The organism is Limisphaera ngatamarikiensis (assembly GCF_011044775.1).
GTDB lineage: Bacteria > Verrucomicrobiota > Verrucomicrobiia > Limisphaerales > Limisphaeraceae > Limisphaera > Limisphaera ngatamarikiensis.
Genome location: NZ_JAAKYA010000053.1, coordinates 7,149 through 10,832, shown reverse-complemented (window position 1 = coordinate 10,832; position 3,684 = coordinate 7,149). Strand labels below are relative to the sequence as shown.

Here is a 3,684-nt window from a genome sequence, read left to right as displayed (position 1 = left end):
CCCGCCCCAACCACAACACCCCCCACCCCAACCACCACTCCAACCGTCGACCCGGCCAACCCGCATCACCGGCACCCAATCCGGCACACCCGCCAGGCCCTGTACCCAAGCCCGGCCCAAGCCCAAATCCCACGTCCCATCAAGGCAAAAAAATTTGGTGGTGGGAACAGGATTCGAACCTGTGAAGGCATTACGCCAGCAGATTTACAGTCTGCCCTCGTTGACCACTTGAGTATCCCACCACTCGGGCAGCAATAGTTAGCCACGCCCTCGCAAACTTGTCAACGGGTCGGCAACAGGCCCAACCGCCTCATCACCAACAGCTTCGAGATCGCCCGGCCAAAAACCAACGGTTCCCTACGCCGCCGCGCCATTTGCCTCCTCCCCCGCACCCTGCTAGCCTCCCCGCTGCCATGTTCGAATCATTGACCAGCAAACTCCAGAACGCGTTTCGCCACCTGCGCGGCATGGGCAAGCTGACCGAGGCCAACATGGCCGATGCCCTCCGCGAAGTGCGCATCGCCCTGCTGGACGCTGACGTCCACTACAAGGTGGCGCGCGACTTTCTCGACCGGGTCAAGGCCAAGGCCCTTGGTCAGGAGGTCATCCAGAGTGTCCAACCCGGCCAGCAGGTCATCAAAATCATCTACGATGAGCTGGTCGCACTGCTCGGCACCATCCACGCCGACCTGGACCTCGGCGGTAATCCCGCTTCCATCCTCATGGTCGGCCTGCACGGGTCCGGCAAAACCACCACCAGCGGCAAACTGGCCCGCCTGCTCCACAAACAGGGACGCCAACCCCTCCTGGTCGCTGCCGACGTCTACCGCCCGGCCGCCATGGACCAGCTCGAAACCCTCGGCCGGCAACTGGGCATCCCCACCTACGCCCCCCGCGGCGAAAAGGATGTCCTGGCCATCGCACGCGGCGCCCTCGACTTCGCCCGCTCCCACAACCGGAACGTCCTCATCTTCGACACCGCCGGCCGCCTCCAAATCGACGAACCGCTCGTCCAGGAACTCGTCCGCCTCCGCGACCTCGTCCACCCCCGCGAAATCCTCCTCGTCCTGGACGCCGCCACCGGCCAGGAAGCCGTCAACGTCGCCACCCACTTCGACCAGGCCCTCCACATCACCGGCGCCATCCTCACCAAGCTCGACGGCGATGCCCGCGGCGGCGCCGCCCTCAGCTTCCGCGCCGTCGTCGGAAAACCCATCAAATTCGTCGGCACCGGCGAAAAACTCGACGACCTCGAACCCTTCCACCCGGAGCGCATGGCCTCCCGCATCCTGGGTATGGGCGACATCGTCAGCCTCGTCGAAAAAGCCGCCGAAGCCGTCAGCCTCGAAGACGCACGGCGCCTCGAGGAAAAACTCCGCAAAGGCCAGTTCACCCTCGAGGATTTCCTCCAACAACTCCGTCAAATGCGAAAACTCGGCCCGCTGGAAAACATCATGAAACTCCTGCCCGGCGGCGACGAAGCCCTCCAGCAAATCGACCTGGCCCAACAGGAAAAAGAACTCCGCCGCATGGAGGCCATCCTCTGCGCCATGACCCCCCAGGAACGCCGCCAACCCCACATCCTCAACGCCAGCCGCCGCTTCCGCATCGCCCGCGGCAGCGGCGTCACCGTCCGCGAGGTCAACGACCTGCTCAAAAAGTTCAACCAAATGCAGGAAATGATGAAAAAAATGGGCCGCTTCCAAAAACTCATGGCCCGCATGGGCGGTCGCATGCCCGGCCCGTGGCAACGCTAAACCCCGGCGCCCACCCCGGCCCCATACACCCGGCCCCGGCAACCGCCCGCGGATTTGACGCCGTGTCCACCCCGCGATACGCTGCCCCCCAAACAAACCTGAACCGGCCGGGCCGCCTGACGGCTTTGCCCGGAACTCATTAGATCGAAGCCATGCCAGCCAAAACCAGTGACCGTACCGCAGCCGACAAGGCCACAGCCGAAACCAAACCAACCGGCGAACCCGCACGGCCGAACCCGGCACGCCAGCGCGACCTCGACGCCGCCATCGCCACCATCACCAAAACCTTCGGCGAAGGCAGCATCATGCGCCTGGGCGACGAACAGGCCCGCGTCAAAATCGAGGTCATCCCCACCGGCGCACTGGGACTCGACCTGGCCCTCGGCGTCGGCGGCATCCCCCGGGGCCGCATCGTCGAAATCTTCGGACCCGAATCCTCGGGCAAAACCACCCTCATGCTCCACGTCATCGCCAACGCCCAAAAAGCCGGCGGCCTCGCCGCTTTCATCGACGCCGAACACGCCCTCGACCCCGCCTACGCCAAGAAACTCGGCGTCAACCTCGATGACCTGCTCGTCTCCCAGCCCGACAGCGGCGAGGAAGCCCTCACCATCTGCGAAACCCTCGCCCGCTCCAACGCCCTCGACGTCATCGTGGTCGACTCCGTCGCCGCCCTCGTCCCCAAGGCCGAACTCGAGGGCGAAATGGGCATGGCCACCATGGGCATGCAGGCCCGCCTCATGAGCCAGGCCCTCCGCAAACTCACCGCCGTCCTCGCCAAGGCCAAAACCGCCTGCATCTTCACCAACCAGATCCGCGAAAAGGTCGGCGTCCTCTTCGGCAACCCCGAAACCACCCCCGGCGGCAAAGCCCTCAAATTCTACGCCAGCGTCCGCATCGACATCCGCCGCAAAGACACCATCAAGGACGCCGCCGGCAACGCCATCGGCAGTCGCGTCCGCGCCAAGATCGTCAAAAACAAACTCGCCCCGCCCTTCGCCGAGGCCGAATTCGACATCCTCTTCAACCAGGGCATCAACCGCGAAGGCAGCATCCTCGACGCCGGCCTCGAACACGGCATCATCGAAAAGAAGGGTTCCTGGCTCCAGTTCGAGGGCGAACTCATCGGCCAGGGCCGCGATGCCGCCCAACGTGCGCTGGCCGAAAAACCCGATCTGGCCCAACGCATCATCAACGCCATCCTCGCCAAACACGAGCTGGCCCTGGGCCGAACCTGAAATCCCGGCCCCACCGCGCCCCGCAAGGGCCCCACTCACACGTCCACCGGCCCACCCCGGCCTCCGGGCCTACCCACGCCCGTGGCCCGGTTGTCCCCACGTAACAGCAGGCGCAGCCCCTCCGCATCCGTCACCGGCGGCAGACACGTCTCCCGCCGGCACACCACCGCAAAAACACGCCCCGCATCCCCCGCCAACGAACCCGGCACCGACACCGGCCCCTCATCGCCCAATACCACCCGGTAGGGATCCTGCACCTCGTGCGCCGCCCCGATCAACCGGGCCGTCTCCGGCAATCCACGCGGCCCGTGCACCCACACCCGCGTCACCGGCCACACGGCAAACCCGGCCGCACGCAACATCGCGCAATACGCCGACGGAACCCGGCTCCATTCCCCCGCAAACGCCTGCACCGTCCGCACCGCCGCCTCGCGAAAGTCCGCCCGACCCGTCACCTCCGCCAACCGCAACAGCCCCTGCACCGCCAAACTGTTCCCCGCCGGTTCCGCCCCGTCCGATTCACGCTTCAACCGCACCAGCGGTCCCGGCTGGTCCGCCGGCGTCAGCCAAAACCCTCCCGCCTCCGCATCGTAAAAATCCCGGAGCATCCCCTCCGCCAGCTCCACCGCAAACGCCAGAACCTCCGGATCCAACGTCACCTCGTACAACCACATCACACCGTCCAGCAC

The 3,684-nt window shown here is 65.7% G+C and carries 2 protein-coding genes, 1 tRNA gene and 1 pseudogene; 2 read left to right on the top strand and 2 right to left on the bottom strand.

The annotated features are described in order from the left end of the window. Window positions 1–155: 155 nt before the first annotated feature. A tRNA-Tyr gene (locus tag G4L39_RS08020) sits at window positions 156–242 on the bottom strand. A 171-nt stretch (window positions 243–413) separates the two neighbouring features. Between G4L39_RS08020 and ffh the strand changes: the two genes are divergently transcribed. Beyond that, window positions 414–1,757 (top strand): signal recognition particle protein, encoded by a 1,344-nt coding sequence (gene ffh / locus G4L39_RS08015; RefSeq protein ID WP_165107315.1) that lies wholly within the window; start codon window positions 414–416, stop codon window positions 1,755–1,757. A 152-nt stretch (window positions 1,758–1,909) separates the two neighbouring features. Then, entirely contained in the window at window positions 1,910–2,995 is a 1,086-nt protein-coding gene (gene recA, locus G4L39_RS08010; RefSeq protein WP_165107314.1) for a recombinase RecA, read from the top strand. Between the two features lie 35 nt (window positions 2,996–3,030). Here the strand turns inward: recA and G4L39_RS08005 are convergent. Continuing rightward, window positions 3,031–3,684 (bottom strand): annotated as a pseudogene (locus tag G4L39_RS08005) (thioredoxin domain-containing protein); the annotation flags it as partial.

Coding starts and splice junctions, on each gene's coding strand:
- ffh (WP_165107315.1), top strand. CDS start 414: ATGTTCGAATCATTGACCAGCAAACTCCAGAACGCGTTTCGCCACCTG.
- recA (WP_165107314.1), top strand. CDS start 1,910: ATGCCAGCCAAAACCAGTGACCGTACCGCAGCCGACAAGGCCACAGCC.